This window comes from Oceanobacter sp. 3_MG-2023, from assembly GCF_030688925.1.
Taxonomy (GTDB): Bacteria; Pseudomonadota; Gammaproteobacteria; order Pseudomonadales; family Oceanobacteraceae; genus Oceanobacter.
Genome location: NZ_JAUYVX010000006.1, coordinates 140,651 through 159,521, shown reverse-complemented (window position 1 = coordinate 159,521; position 18,871 = coordinate 140,651). Strand labels below are relative to the sequence as shown.

General features: G+C 50.6%; 22 protein-coding genes. 14 read left to right on the top strand and 8 right to left on the bottom strand.

Translation table 11 applies throughout. The features are described from left to right. Positions 1-41 precede the first annotated feature (41 nt). Positions 42-2,261 carry a primosomal protein N' gene (locus tag Q8W32_RS07730; RefSeq protein ID WP_305414407.1) on the bottom strand — a complete coding sequence of 740 codons (2,220 nt, stop codon included), beginning with the start codon at positions 2,259-2,261 and terminating at the stop codon, positions 42-44. A 188-nt stretch (positions 2,262-2,449) separates the two neighbouring features. Here Q8W32_RS07730 and rpmE point away from each other — a divergent pair, with 188 nt between their 5' ends. After that, entirely contained in the window at positions 2,450-2,662 is a 213-nt protein-coding gene (gene rpmE, locus Q8W32_RS07725) for a 50S ribosomal protein L31 (RefSeq protein ID WP_303433859.1), read from the top strand. Positions 2,663-2,903: 241 nt separating this feature from the next. On the opposite strand, the gene Q8W32_RS07720 is transcribed toward rpmE, so the two are convergent. The 4 genes from Q8W32_RS07720 to Q8W32_RS07705 form a co-directional block, all read right to left on the bottom strand. Beyond that, the gene (locus Q8W32_RS07720) at positions 2,904-4,301 is read right to left on the bottom strand and encodes an APC family permease (protein ID WP_305414404.1); all 1,398 of its coding nucleotides are present in this window, start codon (positions 4,299-4,301) and stop codon (positions 2,904-2,906) included. 38 nt (positions 4,302-4,339) lie between these two features. Continuing rightward, entirely contained in the window at positions 4,340-5,632 is a 1,293-nt protein-coding gene (locus Q8W32_RS07715) for an FAD-binding oxidoreductase (RefSeq protein ID WP_305414403.1), read from the bottom strand. A 47-nt stretch (positions 5,633-5,679) separates the two neighbouring features. Then, positions 5,680-6,099, bottom strand: coding sequence for a Rid family hydrolase (locus Q8W32_RS07710; RefSeq protein ID WP_303433853.1), 420 nt, complete (start codon positions 6,097-6,099; stop codon positions 5,680-5,682). 71 nt (positions 6,100-6,170) lie between these two features. Further along, positions 6,171-7,310, bottom strand: coding sequence for a tyramine oxidase subunit B (locus Q8W32_RS07705; RefSeq protein ID WP_305414402.1), 1,140 nt, complete (start codon positions 7,308-7,310; stop codon positions 6,171-6,173). Positions 7,311-7,562: 252 nt separating this feature from the next. Between Q8W32_RS07705 and Q8W32_RS07700 the strand changes: the two genes are divergently transcribed. Beyond that, positions 7,563-8,396, top strand: a complete 834-nt coding sequence (locus tag Q8W32_RS07700; protein ID WP_370693304.1) for a helix-turn-helix domain-containing protein — start codon at positions 7,563-7,565, stop codon at positions 8,394-8,396. A gap of 148 nt (positions 8,397-8,544) precedes the next feature. Here Q8W32_RS07700 and Q8W32_RS07695 read toward each other — a convergent pair whose 3' ends face one another. Continuing rightward, entirely contained in the window at positions 8,545-9,192 is a 648-nt protein-coding gene (locus Q8W32_RS07695; protein WP_370693303.1) for an MBL fold metallo-hydrolase, read from the bottom strand. A 266-nt stretch (positions 9,193-9,458) separates the two neighbouring features. On the opposite strand from Q8W32_RS07695, the gene Q8W32_RS07690 reads away from it, so the two are divergent. From Q8W32_RS07690 to Q8W32_RS07655, 9 genes are all read left to right on the top strand, one after another. Further along, the gene (locus Q8W32_RS07690; RefSeq protein ID WP_305414400.1) at positions 9,459-9,635 is read left to right on the top strand and encodes a hypothetical protein; all 177 of its coding nucleotides are present in this window, start codon (positions 9,459-9,461) and stop codon (positions 9,633-9,635) included. Continuing rightward, positions 9,613-9,702 carry a helix-turn-helix domain-containing protein gene (locus Q8W32_RS16595; RefSeq protein WP_370693302.1) on the top strand — a complete coding sequence of 30 codons (90 nt, stop codon included), beginning with the start codon at positions 9,613-9,615 and terminating at the stop codon, positions 9,700-9,702. The genes Q8W32_RS07690 and Q8W32_RS16595 overlap by 23 nt, the downstream gene beginning before the upstream one ends. Positions 9,703-9,726: 24 nt before the next feature. Further along, positions 9,727-10,467 carry a DUF4145 domain-containing protein gene (locus tag Q8W32_RS07685; RefSeq protein ID WP_305414399.1) on the top strand — a complete coding sequence of 247 codons (741 nt, stop codon included), beginning with the start codon at positions 9,727-9,729 and terminating at the stop codon, positions 10,465-10,467. A gap of 45 nt (positions 10,468-10,512) precedes the next feature. After that, on the top strand, positions 10,513-11,112 hold the full coding sequence (locus tag Q8W32_RS07680) for a hypothetical protein (protein WP_305414398.1): 600 nt from the start codon (positions 10,513-10,515) through the stop codon (positions 11,110-11,112). An 18-nt stretch (positions 11,113-11,130) separates the two neighbouring features. Beyond that, positions 11,131-11,529 carry a hypothetical protein gene (locus Q8W32_RS07675; RefSeq protein ID WP_305414397.1) on the top strand — a complete coding sequence of 133 codons (399 nt, stop codon included), beginning with the start codon at positions 11,131-11,133 and terminating at the stop codon, positions 11,527-11,529. A 17-nt stretch (positions 11,530-11,546) separates the two neighbouring features. Next, positions 11,547-12,194, top strand: a complete 648-nt coding sequence (locus tag Q8W32_RS07670) for a hypothetical protein (RefSeq protein ID WP_305414396.1) — start codon at positions 11,547-11,549, stop codon at positions 12,192-12,194. A 76-nt stretch (positions 12,195-12,270) separates the two neighbouring features. Beyond that, entirely contained in the window at positions 12,271-12,630 is a 360-nt protein-coding gene (locus Q8W32_RS07665; RefSeq protein WP_305414395.1) for a hypothetical protein, read from the top strand. Positions 12,631-12,638: 8 nt separating this feature from the next. Further along, complete coding sequence (locus Q8W32_RS07660; RefSeq protein WP_305414394.1) at positions 12,639-13,892, top strand: radical SAM protein; 1,254 nt, start codon at positions 12,639-12,641, stop codon at positions 13,890-13,892. A gap of 19 nt (positions 13,893-13,911) precedes the next feature. Then, positions 13,912-14,475, top strand: coding sequence for an AAA family ATPase (locus Q8W32_RS07655; protein ID WP_305414393.1), 564 nt, complete (start codon positions 13,912-13,914; stop codon positions 14,473-14,475). Positions 14,476-14,615: 140 nt separating this feature from the next. On the opposite strand, the gene Q8W32_RS07650 is transcribed toward Q8W32_RS07655, so the two are convergent. Continuing rightward, entirely contained in the window at positions 14,616-15,491 is an 876-nt protein-coding gene (locus tag Q8W32_RS07650) for a YicC/YloC family endoribonuclease (RefSeq protein WP_305414392.1), read from the bottom strand. Between the two features lie 111 nt (positions 15,492-15,602). On the opposite strand from Q8W32_RS07650, the gene rph reads away from it, so the two are divergent. Further along, on the top strand, positions 15,603-16,319 hold the full coding sequence (gene rph / locus Q8W32_RS07645; RefSeq protein WP_303432744.1) for a ribonuclease PH: 717 nt from the start codon (positions 15,603-15,605) through the stop codon (positions 16,317-16,319). Positions 16,320-16,457: 138 nt separating this feature from the next. On the opposite strand, the gene Q8W32_RS07640 is transcribed toward rph, so the two are convergent. After that, on the bottom strand, positions 16,458-17,231 hold the full coding sequence (locus Q8W32_RS07640) for an exodeoxyribonuclease III (RefSeq protein ID WP_303432745.1): 774 nt from the start codon (positions 17,229-17,231) through the stop codon (positions 16,458-16,460). Positions 17,232-17,466: 235 nt separating this feature from the next. On the opposite strand from Q8W32_RS07640, the gene pyrE reads away from it, so the two are divergent. Both pyrE and Q8W32_RS07630 read left to right on the top strand, forming a co-directional pair. Continuing rightward, positions 17,467-18,114 carry an orotate phosphoribosyltransferase gene (pyrE, locus tag Q8W32_RS07635; protein ID WP_303432746.1) on the top strand — a complete coding sequence of 216 codons (648 nt, stop codon included), beginning with the start codon at positions 17,467-17,469 and terminating at the stop codon, positions 18,112-18,114. Then, entirely contained in the window at positions 18,114-18,830 is a 717-nt protein-coding gene (locus Q8W32_RS07630; protein WP_303432747.1) for a hypothetical protein, read from the top strand. Before pyrE ends, Q8W32_RS07630 begins: the two co-directional genes overlap by 1 nt. Positions 18,831-18,871: the final 41 nt, after the last annotated feature.

Here is an 18,871-nt window from a genome sequence, read left to right as displayed (position 1 = left end):
CGCCAGTTGGCCGTGTGGTTATTTGGCTGGATTCACCCGGGCTAGAGGGTGTCCTGGGGGTCCACATCCAGATGCCAGCGCACCTGGTGAAAGCCTTTTTGCTGGTGGAGAAAATCCACCAATGGATCGAGTACCGCATGCAGCCCTGTGCGTTCGTCACTCAGGAGCTGCAATTGTTGGCGAAAACGTCCGGCGCGGCGTTCCATAATGGCCGGAAACGGCCCCACCAGGACCAGCGGGGTAATACTGGTCGAGTGCGCCCGGTGCTGGGCCGAGAGCGATTGCAGGAATTGTCGTGCCAGCTGCAACAGCTGCTCGGCCAGATGACGCTGGGGCGATTCCGCCCGTAACATGGCCATATGACTGTAAGGCGGCAACTGCCGTTGCTGGCGCTCCTGTAACAGCGCCAGCGCCAGTGCGTGATAACCGTCGTTGATCAACAGGTTTAATTGCGGATGGTCGGCGTACAGGGTCTGAATCCACACTTCGCCCGGATGTTCCGCTCGTCCGGCCCGGCCAGCCACTTGCAAGATCAGTTGTGCCGTGTGTTCCATACCCCGAAAGTCGGCACTGAATAAACCGGCATCGGCATCGAGTACCACCACCATGGTCACCGCCGGGAAATGATGCCCCTTGGCCAGCATTTGAGTACCGATCAATAAGCGCTTGCCGGGGGAATGAATGTCCTCCAGCAACGCATCAAAGGCGTGTTTGTTACGGGCGGTATCGCGATCGACGCGGGTGATCGGCACCTGGGGGAATAACATCGACAGTTCGTCTTGCAGCCGTTCAGTGCCCTGACCCAGGGCCTGAATCTTGTCGCTGTGGCAGTTGGGGCAGAAGCGGGGCACCGCTTGCTGGAAATCACAATGATGGCAGTGCAAATGCGCTGGCGATTGATGCAGTGTTAGCCGGGCGTCGCAGCGAGGGCATTCTGCCAGCCAACCACATTCCTGACACGCCATCAGCGGGGCGTAACCGCGGCGGTTCACAAACACCAGCACCTGGCGGTCAGCGTCCAGATGCTGCTGCATTTTGGCAATCACCGGTTGTGCCAGACCAAAGGTCAATGGTTGATGGAGGATGCTGTGCAAGGTCATGCCCGGCGGCTTGGCCTGTCCGGCTCGCTGGGTCAGCTTCAGATGCTGGTAGCGGCCGCTGAGGGCATTGTGCAACGACTCCAGCGACGGAGTTGCCGATCCCAGTACAATGGGAATATTCGCCTGCTTGGCGCGCACCAAGGCAAAATCGCGGGCGGAATAGCGTACCCCATCTTGTTGCTTGAACGAGCTGTCGTGCTCTTCGTCGAGAATAATCAGCCCGAGCTCTGGCATCGGCGTAAAGACCGCCGAGCGCGTACCGATCAGAATACGCGCACTGCCGTCACGGCACTGACACCAGGCTTGCAGGCGTTCGCGGTCATTCAACCCTGAGTGTATCAATGCCACCGGCACATCAACTCGCTCCCGGAAGCGCTGCACTGTTTGTGGCGTCAGGCCGATTTCCGGCACCAGCACCAGCACCTGCCGGCCCTGTTGCAGTGCCTGTTTGAGGTGTTGCAAATACACTTCGGTCTTGCCGGAGCCGGTGATGCCTTCCAGCAAGCTGGCCCGGAATTGCTGCCGTGGTTGGTTCAGTTGTGTCAGGGCTTGCTGTTGCTCGTCGTTGAGAGGCAAGTCGTCGCGCCGACGTAAGGATGTGGCGGGTATGGGCAGGCGCTGTTGTGTTTCGATCAGCCCCAGTTGTGCCAGTCGGCGCAGCTGGGCCAGAGTAAACCCCTGGGCCGTCAGCTCGGCATGGGCCCACACGGGCCGCTGTTGGAATAGCTGCCACAGCGCCTGCTGTTGCTTGCCGCGTAAAGACGGTGTTTCATCATGAGCGGTGGGGCATCGCGACCAGCTTTGCTCCAGCGCCTCTTGCAGGGCGCCGCCGCGCCGCAGCAGTGCCGGTATCATCAGTTCCAGCACTTCCCCCAGACTGTGATGATAATAGCGCGCCAGCCAGCGCCCCAGAGCCAGCTGACTGGCATCCAGCAAGGGAGCATCATCGAGACGTTCGAGTAAGGGCTTGAGCCTGGCTGTTGGCACATCGGTGGTATGAGCGGTACCGACTACGACGGCGGTCAATAACTGCTGGCCAAAGTTAACCCGCACCCGTTGTCCGGGTTTCCAGGTGTCTTCCGGCTCACCGGCTGAAGGAAGATAGTCGAAACAGCGCCGCAAGGGCACGGGTACAGCGACCTGCACGACGTAAAAAGGCATGAAAAGAACTTGCTGGTAAAAGAGGCTCTGGTATTATGCGCGTCCTTATTGTCTGTGCAAGGGGCTGATGTACGGTTTGGCACCGTCATTGGTTCATGGCGACAGCGAGAATTTGATGTTTTCTTAACAGTAGCGCGGTGCCTGTCCGATGGTCGGAAGGTGGCGGCGTGAAGACCCGAGGTGTTCCCATGAAACAAGATATCCATCCTGAATACGCTGAACTGACAGCTACCTGCTCTTGTGGCAATGTTGTTAAAACTCGTTCCGCCAAGCCTGGCGAAATGTATCTGGACGTTTGCTCCGCTTGCCACCCTTTCTATACTGGCAAGCAGAAAACCGTGGATACCGGTGGTCGTATTGATCGCTTCAACAAGCGTTTCGGTGGTTTTGGCAAGAAGTAATCCCTGTTACTGCCAAAGTCCCGTAACACCAAAACCCGCTTCGGCGGGTTTTTTTGGCCTGGGTTCTGGTTTGGGTTCTGGCTTGGGCTTGGGCTTGGGCTTGGGCTTGGGCTTGGAGAGAGGAGAGAGGAGAGAGGAGAGAGGAGAGTACGACGCCAGTAACAACAATAATGCCGACATCTATTAACAGGGTTAATCATGCCGGCATCGGGATAAACAGGTTAATGACGAATGGTATTGTTTAACTCATATCTGGCTCAAACAAGCCACGCTTCATATAAAATTTTACCCACACGGCAGCAATAATACTTAAAATCAGCAAAATCCCACCCGTAATGCTATAGACCATTTGAGTCATTTCCGGTGCTGGTGAATTATTCAGAGCAACGTACAGCATCGCGATGATACCCACAATCTGAGGTAGTGGATAAAACGGCGTACGATAAGGGCGTTCATGGTTTGGCATACGCTTGCGTAATACGATGACATTGATATGTGCCACGCTATAAGCCAATAACCAGCTGGTGGTGGCGGCAATAATCAGCATGATCAAGGAATCGATACCAAAGACAAAATAAGGAATCATTGTTAATCCCGCCATCATGACAATACCCACCCAAGGGGCATCAAAACGGTTATGCGCTTTTAATTGTGGGAAAGCCTGGCCTTCATCTGCCATACCTTTCAGCATTCTTGGCACAGCCGCAAGAATTGTATTCATGGTGCTGCACGTGGCGGCCAGTGCCATGACGGTGGCAATAATCAAACCGCTTTGTCCGAATACGGCATTGGCATAATCGAGGAATGGCAGAGGAGAACCCAATAAAGTATCCAGATCGAGATAAAGGCTGGCACCAAAAATAAAGGCAACAAAAATCGTAAAGATAAAAAACAATGACAAATGCATGGCCATAGGAATACTTTTCTTCGGATTTTTTACCTCACCAATCATTGGGCAAATAAATTCGACGCCCACCATGGTCCATAATGCCAACCCGATCAAGCCAATAAAGCTGCCATCGATAACCCCCGCCATACTCCAGTCAACCGTGGCACCTGTCAGTACCGGGTGTGGTTCAGAAGCACCGGTAATTGCCACCAGGCCGGTCAGGATCAATGCACTGACCAGAATAAATGCCAGAACATTTTGTACCCGGGCAAAGACATCCGTACCAATCAGGTTAGTAATAGTGAAGACCAGCAAAATAAGCAAGGGTATTAATTTTTCTGGTAATACACCGGGTAATAATTCTCCCAGCATGGCATCCACCAAAAACATTTCTACCGGTAATGCCAATACGGCAACCACCACATAACCAGCAAATACAGAAACAATAGCCGGAAAATGCCCAATTGCTTTTTGGGTGTAAGTTGCCAGCGTTCCTTCTTGCGGAAACATCAAGGATAACTCGGCAAAACTCATGGCATTAAATTGCGCCAGTACCAAGGCCGCCACCATGGCAAAGATAAAGCTCAGGCCGCCAATGCCGAGCCCTTGCAGGGCAGAAATCATCGCTCCTTGAACAATCACCAGACCAATACAAATTGCCATCATGGTCAGCAGGCCAATATGGGTCTTTTTATTAGCCCCCGCCTGATCAATCGAGTTTGCCGTTGCTGTGTGTGCAGTACCGCTCATATTCTGTACCTCGTGTGAGTAAAACCGTTATCGGTATTTCAGAGTCGATCAAACCGGTAAGGGTCTGGGTCGATAATGGGAGAAGTATTGGCGACAAGGTCTGCTGCCAATTGCCCTGCTGCTGGCCCGGTACCAAATCCGTGCCCAGAAAACCCGGTGGCGATCGTCAGGCCAGGAATGGCATGAACATGGTCGATCACCGGATTTGAATCGGGTGTTACGTCAATCACGCCAGCCCAGGATTCTTCGATTTGTGCCTGCTTGAAAACAGGCCAGGCGTCGGCAAGATTGGTTAGCGCCTCTTGATTGAGGGCAGGGTTGGCTGATGGATCCAGCGTACGAATTTTCTCAAGCGGAGAAGGGCGATCGGCTCCCCAGCGGCGTGCCAGGGCCAGGTCCTGCAGAAAAGCCCGGCCTAACGAGGTGCGCAAAAAACTGCGCTGGGCACGGAGCTGGCTGAGATAACGCCAGCCAATCAGCAGATGATCGAGGGTGATGGGAGCATCAAGTGCGCCTCGTTGGGTGATAATAAAACCGCCGCCGTCCTGTTTGCGGAAAGAAAAATCCGGGCCACCCACAGCAATATCGGTTGGCCCTGTCATCGGTGTGGTACGTAACACGGAACAAATCAACGGCAGCGTTGGCAGGGCAATACCCTGATTACCGAGAAAACGCCGTGACCAGGCTCCGCCCGCCAACAACACCTGGTCACACCGGATTTCGCCTTTTTCGGTGACAACACCGCTGATTTTACCGGCCGACCTCACCAATGTTCGTACAGCACAGTGCTGGATCAGGGTTGCCCCTTTGGCGACGGCAGCCCTGGCAATGGCGCTGGTGGCAATCGCGGGTTCGGCCCGGCCGTCCGATGGCGTGTAAATACCGCCAACCCACTGACCCTGACCGTTAGGTACATGCTGGTCGATGGCTTGTGGCGTCAGCAGCTGAGAGTCCAGAGACAGGTCTTGCACTGAGCGTGACCAGGCTTCGTGCATCGCCATCTGTTCGTCGTTTTTGGCCAGAAACATAATGCCGGACTGGCGGTAGCCGACCGACTGGCCGATACGCTCCGGCATCCCGGCCCACAGCCGGTCGGCCGCCTGAGCCAAGGGCACATCGGCGGCATGACGGCTGGTTTTGCGTATCCAGCCCAGGTTGCGTGATGATTGCTCGCCCGCGATATGGCCTTTTTCCAGCAGCACAACGGGGATGTTACGCTCTGCCAGCGTCAGTGCTGCGGTAACACCGACGATGCCTCCACCAATAATGACCACCGTGGTGGCGTCAGGTAATTGATCTGTTGTGTGTACTGTTTCCAGTGTTTTGGTCATAAGATTGCTGCCGACATCAACGGGTTTGCGGGTATCGCCTGGAACGATCAGGCGATGGACATTTCTTCTACGGTGGCTTGGGAAGCGCCGCGATAGGCGGTGACTTCCAGCTCCATCTTGTAGACGGTTGAACCAAGCGGTGGACAAGTCACCGTGGTGGCCGGATTGATGCCTTTGAACTTCTCGCCAACCAATCCCATCACCGCATGAACATCGGCCGGGTCCTGAATAAACACCCGTGAAAACACCACATCGGCGAGACAGGAATCCGCCGCCGCCAAGGCGGTTTCAATATTGCTGAACACCTGGTGCGTTTGCGCCAGCACGTCCTCTGGGATCTCTTTGGTGTGTGGATTACGGCCCGCAGTATTGGAAACGTAAATCCAGCGATCGACAGCAACGAGGCGGGAATAGCTGCCGATTTCTTCGAATTTTGAGCCGGTTTTCAGTTTTAGAATCTGTGTCATTGGGAATATCCAGGGTGTCAAATACAGTCATGCAGAGGAAATAACGGCGCCGGTCACGACGCCGAATGCTGCTAGCACAATTCAGGGCTATCCCAAAGATTCAGCTTGATGCCAATGCCTTGCTCAATTGCCGTGCGATAAATCACGGTGGCCCAGGCAACGTCTTCGACGGGCATGCCGCCAACCGATAAAATGATAATTTCTTCATCATTCGCCCGACCTGGAGTGGCTCCGGCGGTGATGGCTCCGAGGTCTTCGAGCTGATCCAGCGATAACTTGCCCTCGTCGACCATATCCATAAAACGGGCACCAATGATGGGAATATACTGGTGAGCCGGTTTTGGCACTTCTTCAAACCAGGCTTGATATAAGCCGGTGTTATCCAGCACTTTACGGACATCGTTTGTTTCCATCGCATCATCGAGACGACAATACGCTGGCATTGAAAGGAAACAGCCGGGTTTTACCCATTCTCTTTTGACTTCCGGATAACTGGACACATCACCGGTTTCGTTAGAATTGCAATAGGTTACGATATCGGAATCACGTACCACCTCTTCAAGAGTATCGACAGTGGTAATCGTAGTAATTTGAGGATAGGTTTCCTTAACCCAGCCAATAAAGCTATCGAGGCTTTTTTGCCCACGACCTTTTACCTTGATGGTGTCGATATCCGGGCAAGTGGCCATAAAGGCCGCAATAGACGTTTTACCCATAACGCCAGGCCCCAATAAACCCACCACTTTGGAATCTTTACGGGCAAGGTGGCGAGCACCAACACCAGGAACCGCACCGGTACGATAAGCCGATAGCAGGTTGGCCGACATATAAGCCATGGGAGCACCGGTATCGATATCGTTCAGAATAAACATAAGAATTGAACGCGGCAGGCCTTTTTCACGGTTGGCAATATTGGAGCCATACCATTTCACTCCGCAAGTCTGGAACTCTCCACCCAAATAAGCCGGCATGGCCATAAGACGACGATCGGCAGTAGGTTTTGGCATTGTCGGAAATGGAGATTCTTCGGGGAAGGTAATCATGGCACCGTGGGAATCACTATTCGGGCCAGCCATACGATAATCACCTTTATATAACAAGGTGAACATGCTTTCCATTGTGTCGACACATTTTTCCATATCCATAACGCCGGCTTTGATCATGTCCGGCTCGGAAAGATAAATAAAATCGATTTTCGTATTCTCTGACATAACAGCACCTTGAATCTGGGAATGAGCACTTCTGTACTTTTATTCAGCTGCCATACGCTCATCAGAATCAATAATGACGAGTCAAACTCATGAGCGAGACGGGCTGAGGAAAAATACGATCCTAGACGTCGAAAAATCATCCGTATTGAACTTTTGCGACATGGAATCAAGAAATATCAACTTCAAAAAATCTGGCACTGGCTTTGCTATGGATTGCGTATCTTCGAAATATCAAGCGAGCGAATCCAGGTTATGTCACATACTTCCCTTGTTCATTGTCTTGCTGGAATTCGTTCCAAACAGCCTTGGTTGGTGCTTAATTCGGCCGAGAGATTTTATCTTTCAGGGTCTGACAATCCGCTCATTTCTCACTTTTACAGTTTTGAAGCCAAAGACTCCGTCGAAGCGACGTTTGCCATACCGGACGGTTGTGTTGATATACTGTTTGACTGCGACAGCAGCCATCCCACCGCCGAAGTTTTTGGCACGCCGATGAAGGCCATCGACATCGACCTGAACAGCCATCACCGTTATTTTGGGGTGCGTTTTGTGTCCGGCACCATGCCGGATTTTCTGAACGTCTCGGCGGAAGAGCTGATCGAGCAGCACTTTGCTTTTCAGGAGCTGGTTCCTGAGTCAAATCAAGTGTTTGAAGCGATTGTTGGCAGCGCCAGTTTTGCTGAACAAATTGAAATCTTCGGGCGTTTTTGTGATGGCAAGGAGATGCGGAAATCATCCCGATTGACGACCCAGGCGATCCGCAGTATTTGCGAGAGCCATGGCAGTATTCACATCAACGATCTGGAGGCATTGACCGGATATACCACGCGCTCACTGCAGCGGCAGTTCCGGGCCGATATGGGCATGTCACCCAAGGCATTCAGCCAGATTATCCGTTGCCAATCGGCGGTTTACGACATCAATCACAGTGATCAGGTAGCCTTTTCCGACTTGGCATCCGACCTCGGTTTCAGCGACCAATCCCACTTTTCCAGAGAATTCAAAAAACAGGTGAACACCACGCCTCTGGATTATCTGAAGCGAGTGAAGCACGAAACTTACCTGGAACGGATTCGCTATGTGTGAGCAATCAATGTTCACTGAACATAATTTCGCACTAATTTTGTGCTGAAACGGAGTGATATACACCAGCCTGACGGGATTTAATGGTTGGCCTGCATGAAGCAATTGGCTCAAATAACCACATTGACCCCAATAAACGCATGAGGCAGAGCTACCCGCGTTGGTCAGCCACAAAAGGATTGCTCTTGCGCTCATGACCAAAGGTTGAACGTGGGCCATGACCTGGGACAAATTCAATCTCATCCCCCAATGGGAACAACTTGTCGCGAATAGAATGGATCAGATCGGCATGGTTTCCCTGCGGAAAGTCGGTACGTCCAATCGAACCGTTAAACAGCACATCCCCGACCAACGCCAGTTGCTGCTCTGGCTGCACAAATACCACATGGCCCGGCGTATGGCCCGGCGTATGAATCACCTCCAGCGTGACATCCCCAACCGTGACCTGATCACCGTCACTGAGCCAGCGATCTGGAGTAAACATCTCAACATCCGGCAGACCAAACATCTGAGCTTGCTGCGACAGCGCCTGAATCCAGAAATTATCCCCCTTGTGCGGCCCTTCGATCGGTAACTGGTAACGCTTGGCCAGCTCGGCCGTGCCACCGACATGATCGAGGTGAGCATGCGTCAGCAAGATTTTTTCCGGCTTGGCACCCATGGCGTCGAGTTTGGCGACGATACGATCAATATCGCCACCAGGGTCAACAATGGCCGCCTGATGCGTGGCTTCACACATCAGAATGGTGCAGTTTTGCTGAAAGGCGGTTACCGGCACGGTGGCAGTGATCAGGGCCATGGTGGTGTTCTCTCTGACTGGTTGTGATTCTGAAAATTATGATGATGCGGCTGTCGGCCGTGGTAGCCACTGTAGCAGAATTTTTTCAGCGTCGGCGTCTGCTTGTAGGTGCAGAAGGCGTTGACGCTGATTCGACGCCGTTGTTCGTCTTCTCGTATGTCGAACCAGAAACCACCTGTTGGTGCCCTGTTTGATGTCTTGTTTGGTACTCGGAACCATTTGGAATCGTCATTTCTTCAACTGTCCAAAACAGGCAGTGACACATCATGGCCGACAACATATTTGAAATTGATATCGAAGCCTTTGGCCAGGCACGTCAATCGGGCCAGCCAATCAATGGCAAAGATGGCCAGCTCACATTTCTGATCAAGCAAGTCATTGAATGTTATATTGGTTCAATGATTCCAGACATCAACGCAGGTGGACTTAGAGGCGTTCGATAAGCTTTGCGAATTATTGGATTGCCAAGTGAATGAATTATTGCAGCGAGTGCCTGGCAGCACACACTGAGAAAAGACAGGGAGTTTTGAGTTTATGACGTCGGCTGATCACACCAGTAACTTTGGCTTTCTCGCCGAGCACGATGCACTATTGGTCGAGCTAGCCCTGTCAGCAGAGCGCGCTTTTGCCAGCGATCCAAACACAACGTTGATAAAACTGCGTCAGTTGGGAGAAGCCTTGGCTCAGCACATGGCAGCACTGGCGGGAGTGCCGTTCGACGAACAAACGACCCAAGCTGATCTGCTCTATAAAATAAACCGGGAATTGAAGTTAGAGCCTGTCGTACGAGAGCTCTTCCATACGCTGCGCATAGAAGGCAATAAAGCCACGCACCAATTCAAAACCCAGCATAAAGAAGCCATTAGTGGCTTGGTTGTCGCTCGTAAATTGGCCATCTGGTTTCATCAATCTTTTGGAAAATCGGGCACCCGGTTTAAACCTGGCCCTTTTATTCCGCTCGCAGACCCCAGTGAACAGCTTCACAAGCTGCAAAATGAAATTGCCCAGCTTAAAAATGACCTGCAACAGGCCAACCTCGATCTTGGCTCCAGTCAGCAGCTTAATGAGCTGATTGGCAAAGAAAAAGATGAATACGAAGCGCACCGGGGTTACACACTCGATCAAGAAATGGCCGAAGGTGAAATCGCCACAGACTTGCACGCCGATACAGTCAAGCGCTTGTTAGACGAAGCCTTCAAAGCATTCTACAGCGGAGAATACAACCAGGCAGCAGCCATGAACATCAGCGATGCCATTTGTCCACAGATAGGATAACCCTGACAACAACTCTCAACCGAATAAAGTGGATGTGTTTACAAAATGAACAAATTAATATCTTTGATTTTTATAATTACGTTATTAATATTTTTTTTACATTTCAAACAAGTTAGAAGGTTGGCTTATGCGTTAATTGCAGTGGTGGTCGTAATGCTTACGGTGTCGCTCGTATTTAACAATCGGGCATCACTATTAGAATTATCAAAAACAGAGTTGATTTTGATTTTTTTATGCTTGTTGATTGTTTATAAAAATATAAAGTCAGGGATCAAACTTGGGATTAATTGGTTTTTGTCTTTTTATGAAGATCTTGTTTGGATAGGAATGACACCATTTTATGGTGTTGTTTTGTTAGGGTTTATTGAAATATCTGATTCTCTTCTGGATTGGAAATCTTCAAGTCATCCTTCTATGCCTCCCTATTTAAATACAACGACTGTAAGTATAATGCTTCTTGCTCTTATAATAATTCCCATGTTTATTAGAAGTATCCTTGTGAATGTAAATATTCAAAAATGGATACCAAGAAATGATCATGATGAATCTGACAATAAGTATGACGCTGGTTTCAGTAATAAAAATTATTTGAATTCTGAAAAAGATTCAATAAATGATTCTGAAGTGAATGTGAAGAATAGTTAATATGGAAAGGTTTTGGAAATGAATAAAATTATATTTTCATTATTGCTGATAGCTAATATCACTATTGCAATGGAAAGTAATGATAGGGATAATTTAATCGAAGGTTGCAAGCAACTGGCAACACTGTATGAAAACCAGAAAGATCAACGATTTATCTCGGAGTTTATTATGTCGCCATCGGATACACTTCTAGCTGGTTACTGTCGAGGTATGGTTCAGGCATTTGTAGAATATTCATCCAATAGGCTCGTCCCTTGTGGTTACAATAATTCTCGTTATTGTGAGGAATCAATATGCTCTGAATCCGATTGGTATATCATTGCCAATAAGATCAGCCAATATCAATTGGAGGAAGATACAAGTGATATGTATGGTTATTTCAATATCGAAAAAATCCTGATAAGTGGCTGTCAGTAATCGGTCAGGAGCATTCAATGAAAAGTATTCCAGAGACAATTCGTGACCTTTTTGGTATTGATTCGGCGGAAGAAAGTACCGTCCTAAAGGACAAGGCTAATTCATTCCGGCGCAACCATCTTTTGAAAGTTATTGAAAAGCATCGCGTTCAACGAAAGATAGTCTACTTGGTCGATGGTCAGGAAGTCGTACTGTTTAACGCACTGTTACTAAGTTCTATATTCCATGACCCCAAACACGTCAAAAAAATCTTCGAAGACAGAAAAACCAGAAACGAAGCCGCCACCACTATCCGCAGCATTCTATTGGAACGTTCCAACGTATGCGGGATTGCTCTAACTTCAGCCGCAGCGCAGGAATTAGTCGCCTGCCTCGAAAATGAAACAGACCTATATTCCGTCAAGCTTCCCAACCCCTTCGAAATTTTGCCTCAGATAGTATTTGGGAAACATACCAATCTCCTTAACGCACTCTTTGCACAAGCATCTGTACTGGACCCATTGGATTCAGTGCTTGCCGCGTATGTGTCTGGAGATATAGACAAAGCCTGCTATCTGGCCAACAAGATTGAAAATCAGGTAATGGTCAAGCCATTTGTCGATCTGATTCGTAAGCAAAATAAGGAGCGCCAACGGTTTTCAAAACTCTTGGAAAATTTTTTATGAAAATCTGGTTCAGTGTATTGCTAGTGCAATGCACTAGCTAACGATAGGTTCGTTAACCCATAACGGAGCTTTCAACATGTTCACCCAAACTCAATGCCTCAGCAAACGCACAGGTAATCCATTAGTCAGTTATCTTACTCAAGAAGAAGCAGTGATAGCTGCACAATATGCTCTTCAGACCTATCAAAATGCCATGGTTCCTTATCTGTGCGATCGTTGTACCCATTGGCATCTCTGCCCCGAGGAGCGTCATACCCCCAGCGAAACATGCAATTACTGCACTAGTAGCGACGGAAAACCCAAGCAACTCTATGCTACTTATGAAGGGGCAAAAAAACGTGCTGAATGTCTCTGGCACGAAAAAGGGCAGAGGCTCTATGTCTATGAATGCCCACACCAGCACGGATGGCATCTGACTAAATCAGGCAGTTTTTGAGGCGGCATATGAACAAGCATATCGTATTTATATCTGTCGATTGGGAGCGTCCTCAGGATGGACGCTCAAATCTCGGTGCCGCTTCAATACTGGCATCATTAAAAAATGCAGGAATTCACTATACTCTGATCGAAGATGCCGTTAATGCCACCGACTTTAATTACACACAACTGGAGTCCATGGTACTTGCGGCCATTAACTGCTTGGAAGTACAAGGTATAAGCTGCTTGATTGGTATAGGTGCCTATATCTGGAACGAGCCTGTAACTCAACAACTAACAGAGGTCATTCATAACTCAACAGCTGTACCGGTTGTTTTGGGTGGTCCACAAATATCCTATGCTGACGTTGGACTATTAGAAGTCTTATATCCATATGCCAATATTTTTGTGCGCGGCTATGGTGAGCAAGCAATGGTGGCTTTGGCGAGGGGGGAGAACCTACAAGGTCTGGGCATTCACTTTGCTGGTGAAACTGATCTTGGGCAGAAGGCAGAAACAGAGCTGAAGCAACTGTCATCCCCCTGGCTTAGCGGTGTCATGGAAATTGGAAAGTCCATCCGTTGGGAAACCATGCGTGGTTGCCCTTTCCGCTGTGCTTTTTGCCAACACAGAGAATCCAGCGATCGTTTCAAGCTGGTAGAGCAGGCACTCAATTACGAACGTATCAGCAAAGAAGCCAGATTGTTCGCGCAAACTGGAGTTGAGAGAATATCTATTCTTGATCCGATTTTTCACCTAGATACAAAACGTTCTGTCGACCTTCTAACCCTTTTTAAAGAAGTTGGTCTAACCGCACAAATTACCCTGCAATGTCGTTTTGAATTGATTAAAGACGAATTTATCGATGTGCTGGAAGGGCTAAATGTAGTGCTCGAATTTGGGCTGCAAACAGCTATTGCAGAGGAAGGAAACGCAATTGGTCGGCCAAATAATCTGGGTATGGCTGAGCAGGTGATTACGAAGTTAAAAGCCCGAAATATTCCATTTGAAGTATCTCTGATCTACGGTCTGCCAAAGCAAACACTAGCGAGCTTTCGTCAGTCGTTAACCTGGTGCTGGAATCAGCAGGTACCCGTTATACGTGCCTGGCCTTTGATGATATTGCGCGGAACTCCACTGGATAAACAACGGGAAAAATTCGGACTGATAGAGTCTGAAGATCATGCTATTCCTCATGTCATCGCCAGTAATAGTTTTAGCTATAGCGATTACCTTCAGATGGAGGTGCTAGCACAGGTAATGAACCAGTTTGAAGTTTAACTCATAGTGGAAACCAACAATGTCATTATTTATCGTACTTGAAGGGCTTGATGGTGTAGGTAAAAGCACGCTAGCCCAGCGCTATGCCCAGCAGCATGGATACCTGCTAATGACCACACCCGGCAGAGACATTCAGCCCATTAGAGCAGAGATCATTAATGGACTAGGCAACAGTGAAACCGCAAAGGCCTTGTTCTACGCTGCAACCGTGCAGGCGGAAGGTGAAAAAGCGTATCAACTGGTTGAGAAGGGGGAGAGTGTACTGATGGATCGCTACCGAGCATCGACCCTTGCTTATGCTTATCAACGGAACGTCACGCTAAATCTGTCCGCCGTGCTATGTCAGACCCGACGGCCCCATTTGAGTATTTTGTTAACCCTTGACGAGCAACAGCGGCAGGAAAGACTACAACAACGTGGAGCCACGGCAGAAGATATCGAAACCCTGAACCCCGAATTTAGAGATGGAGTGCTGAACAGCTTACAGGCGGAATGTGATGTGACGCTGGATCTTACCGGTGCCAATGAAGAAAAGGCCGTCGCCTTACTTCGCGATTGCATATGCAATCAGTTGCGTATGTAGTGGTCAACTGATTCCGGACATCTGCAAACTGATTTGGACGGAAAAAATTAAAAAGCCCTGTATTTTCAATGCTCTTCACAAGGTAATACAGGGCTTTTAGACTTAGACATTCTTGGACAGGTAACTTTCTACCCAAGAAGCTATTCAATATTCTGGACCTGCTCGCGCATCTGTTCTATCAGTACTTTCATCTCAATGGCCGCTTGTGTTGTGGTGCTGGTCAGGGATTTGGAAGACAGGGTGTTAGCCTCGCGATTCAGCTCTTGCATCATAAAATCAAGACGGCGGCCAACAGGCTCTGTGCGTTGCAGGATATTTTGGGTTTCCTGAATGTGGGTGCGCAGTCGGTCGAGTTCTTCGGTAACGTCGGCCTTTTGCGCCAGTATCACCATTTCTTGCTCCAGGCGTTCCGGATTGGCGCTGCCTCTGCGTGCCCCCAGCATATCGGCCAGACGTTGTTGCAGTTGTTGGTGGTGGCTGGTGAGGGCTTCGGGCAGGTGGGCTTCTACGGTCGCGACCAGTGTATCCATGGCAATAAGTCGCTGCTGAATCAGTGATGCCAGGCTGAGGCCTTCCTGGGCGCGGCTGTGGCTGAGGTTGGTCAGGCAGTCGTCAAAGGCTTGCAGGGTGATCTGCTGTATTGCCTGGGTATCGACCGGGGGGGTCTTCATAAGGCCGGGCCACTGCAGGATATCGAGCAGGTTGGCAGGAGCGGCATCGGGGATCTTGGTGGCGATGGTGTCGAGAGTGCGGCTGAGATTTTCTAACAGCCGTTCGTTAATATTCAGTGCGCTTTGTTGCTGATTTGGTTGTAGTCGTAGCTGGCACTCGACTTTGCCGCGACCCAGCTGTTTCTTTAACCGTTCACGCAGTGCTGGTTCCAGTTCACGAAAGTTGTCGGGCAGGCGTAACTGTGGTTCCAGGTAGCGGTGGTTGACGGATCGAATTTCCCAGACAATCTGCCCAGCGGGAGTGTCAGCCTGTTGGCGGGCAAAGGCTGTCATACTGTAAACCATGGAATTGCTCCGTAAGTGAGTAACCGGTAGAGCGGTGGTGGCCAGATACCCCTGCCATGTCGTTATAATGCCGCCCCATCAAGATATTTTAAGCACAGAAGAGGAAATTGTATGAGACCCAGTGGTCGTGCTCCTGATCAACTCCGCGAAGTTCGTATTACTCGCCATTACACCAAACACGCGGAAGGTTCTGTGCTGGTTGAATGCGGTGATACAAAAGTGATTTGTACTGCCAGTGTGGAAACCAATGTGCCGCCGTTTTTGCGTGGCAAGGGCCAGGGGTGGGTGACGGCGGAGTACGGTATGCTGCCGCGTTCAACCGGTTCGCGCATGATACGTGAAGCCGCCAAGGGCAAGCAGCAGGGCCGTACGGTAGAAATCTCTCGCCTGATTGGCCGCAGCCTGCGTGCTGCTGTGGATATGAAGGCCTTGGGTGAAAATACCATCGCCATCGATTGTGATGTGATACAGGCCGACGGCGGCACTCGTACGGCGTCGATCACCGGCGCGTGTGTTGCCATGGTGGATGCCATCAACTGGTTGAAGCAAAAGGGCAAACTCAAGGGAGAGCCACTGAAGCACATGATCGCGGCGGTTTCTGTGGGGGTTTATAAGGGAGAGCCGGTGCTGGATCTGGATTACCCGGAAGACTCCGCTGCTGAAACCGACATGAACGTAATCATGACGTCGAATGGCGGCTTTGTGGAAGTGCAGGGAACTGCCGAAGGTAATACCTTCACCCGTGATGAGCTGAACGCCATGCTGGCGCTGGCAGAGAAAGGCATTAATGAGCTGTCTGATCTGCAGATTGCAGCATTGAACGGCTGATCTTGCCTGGGTGGTATATCCACAGGGGAAATCGCCCGAATGGTTTTATTCAGGTGATGACTCTGAAAACACAAAAAAGCCCGCGCACGGTCGCGGGCTTTTTGGTGCCTGGCGTTTGTTGCGCTGCTGCCAGGGCGATTATTCGTCGTCGAATTCGTACTCGATCATCACCGCGGCGTGATCACCAAATTGCAGGCTGTTTTCGATTTTGGCATCGACAACGTATTGGCGCACACCGGGGCTGCAAATCTGGTAGTCCTTGCGCCAGCCATTCTGGTTGCGACGGGCGCATTCGGCATCTGGCCACCAGGTGAACTGGTTTTCGCCAAAATTGGCTTCGCGGAAGGCGTCAACGTAACCGACCGGGCCAAAGATCTGGTCAAACCAGGCGCGTTCTTCCGGCAGGAATCCGGGCTTGTTCTGGTTGGATTGCCAATCGGCCAGGTCGACGGTTTTATGAGCGGCTTCAAAATTGCCGCAAATAATAAACTCGCGACGCTTGCGGCGATTTTTTTGCAAATGCTCCAGAAACGATTTCTGGAAGGCCAGCTTGTCGTCGAGGTTGTTAAAGACATCAACGGATGGAAACAGGATGGAGCCAACACTGACGTGCGGGAAGTCGGCCTGGATATAGCGGCCTTGCATATCGCACTGAGGGAACGCCAGGCCGGTCATGATGGCCTTGGGAACCTCTTTGGTGAGAATGGCAACACCTGAATAGTCATCCGCCTCTGCATCAAAAAAGTAGGCGTTAAAATCTCGCGGGTAAACGACATCGTCAGAAAGCTGATATTCTTTTGCGCGCAGATTCTGGATGGCGACGACATCGGCGTCGGCCATGCTCAGCCATGCATACAGGCCCTTATCTACTGCCTGTTGCAGCCCGTCTACCTGTAAAGTGATAACTCGCATACGTGGTTCCCAACTAGTGAAGCGTGTATCATAACCCATCAATCTAAGTGCGGGTAAACTGAGGCAATATTTGGTTGTGAGTTGTCTCACTTGTTGTACTTGTCTGGTGTCCGGTGAGGCGGTGCATTAGGTCGGTAGCGCTCTGACCTGCACTTGCTTTCCTATTGACTGTCGACCAGTTCCTGCCATTGCATTATTCGTTCCATTTATATTAGTTCCCTTTTCAGGATGCGATATGAAAGCCTATCAACAAGAATTTATCGAATTCGCTATTCAGCAGGGTGTCCTGAAGTTTGGTGAGTTTACGCTAAAGTCGGGTCGAATCAGCCCTTATTTCTTTAATGCCGGGTTGTTTAACAGCGGTTTGGCCCTTGCTCGCCTGGGGCGTTTTTACGCTGCCGCACTGGAAGATGCTGGTTTGCAGTACGATGTGGTGTTTGGCCCGGCGTACAAAGGTATTCCTCTGGCGGCAGCCATGACCGTGGCGCTGGCCAATGACTACCAGAAAGACGTGCCTTATGTGTTTAATCGCAAGGAAGCCAAGGCTCATGGCGAAGGCGGTAATCTGGTGGGTGCGCCTTTGGCGGGCCGTGTGGTCATTGTCGACGATGTGATTACTGCTGGAACGGCTATTCGGGAAGTCATGACCCTGATCGCTGGTACTGAGGGTGCAACGGCGGCAGCGGCCCTGATTGCGCTGGATCGCCAGGAGAAAGGCCAGGGTGAGTTGTCTGCGATCCAGGAAGTAGAACGGGACTTCGATATCAAGGTGGCCAGTATCGTGACCCTGAATCAGGTGCTGGACTATGTGGCGACCCAGGATGATCTGAAAAACCACGCGTCTGCTATCGAAGCGTATCGGGCGCAATACGGGGTGTGCTGATGCTGGGATACTTGAACGGTAAACAATGGCTTGCTCGTAGTCGCTTGCTGGTTGCGCTATTGGGTTCTTTGCTGGCATCGGAAGTTGTTGCCGCCAAGTTGTATCGTTTCAAGGTCGATGGTCAGACGGTGCTGCGGGACCGAATACCGGCCGAGCTGGTGGGCCAGGGCTACGAGGTGCTGGGCAGTAACGGTATGGTGCTGGAAGTGGTTGCTCCGGCACCAACAGAAGAAGAGCTGGTTATCCGGCGCGCCAGAGAAGCGGCTGAGCTGCAACGACAAGAGCAAATTGCCCAGCAAAAAGAAGCGGATATCAATCTGCTGCGGTTGTACGAGCAGCCATCGGATGTTGAACGGGCCAGGCTGCGCAAGTCAGAAGAAGTCGCGACCTATATCACCTTGCAGGAACGTCGCCAGCAAGCGTTGGAAGAAAAGCTGCAAGTGGCACAGCAGCAGGCCGAGCGCTTTACCAGTAAGGGTGATCCGGTCCCTGAGGATATTCAGGACGAAGTGGACGAGATCGCTGATGTGATTGCCGACAGCCAACGGGATATCCGGGATCGTCGTGCTGAGTTAGGGCGTATTACCCGGGATTATGCGGAGCAGTATGAGCGCATACGCATTCTGCAGGTTTATCCGCCGGGTACTTTGTACGACGAGGTGGATTTTGACCGGGTTGATCGTTTTATCAAGGCCACTCCTCCCGTCAGCCGCTAGGCCAGCTGGCTTGGCGTCCCTGCTGTTGAGTCTTCCGTCTG